The following is a 205-nucleotide window of genomic DNA, read 5'->3' on the forward strand; positions in this document are numbered from 1 at the left end:
GCACTGAACGTGTAGTTCGGATTAGCCTTTTCAATTGCAGCAATGGCATCAGCGTTCAATGTAACTTGGTAAGTGCCCACATTCGTTGGAATCGTAGCACTGCCATCGAATGTAAAGTCCGCATTCGTTAAGGCAACGTGGTTGACCACTTTGTCACCGTAGGTCACTTCAAACGTTGGTGTGTCATCACCATAGGTGATTGTTT

Annotated in this window: 1 protein-coding gene; it reads right to left on the bottom strand. The window is 45.9% G+C overall.

The genetic code is table 11. From position 1 onward, the window contains the following. The coding region (locus GM612_RS12335) for an MBG domain-containing protein (protein WP_246147780.1) at positions 1-205 on the bottom strand (205 nt) is incomplete at both ends.

Origin of the sequence: Secundilactobacillus folii, from assembly GCF_009720675.1 — a bacterium.
In the GTDB taxonomy this organism is placed as follows: Bacteria; Bacillota; Bacilli; order Lactobacillales; family Lactobacillaceae; genus Secundilactobacillus; species Secundilactobacillus folii.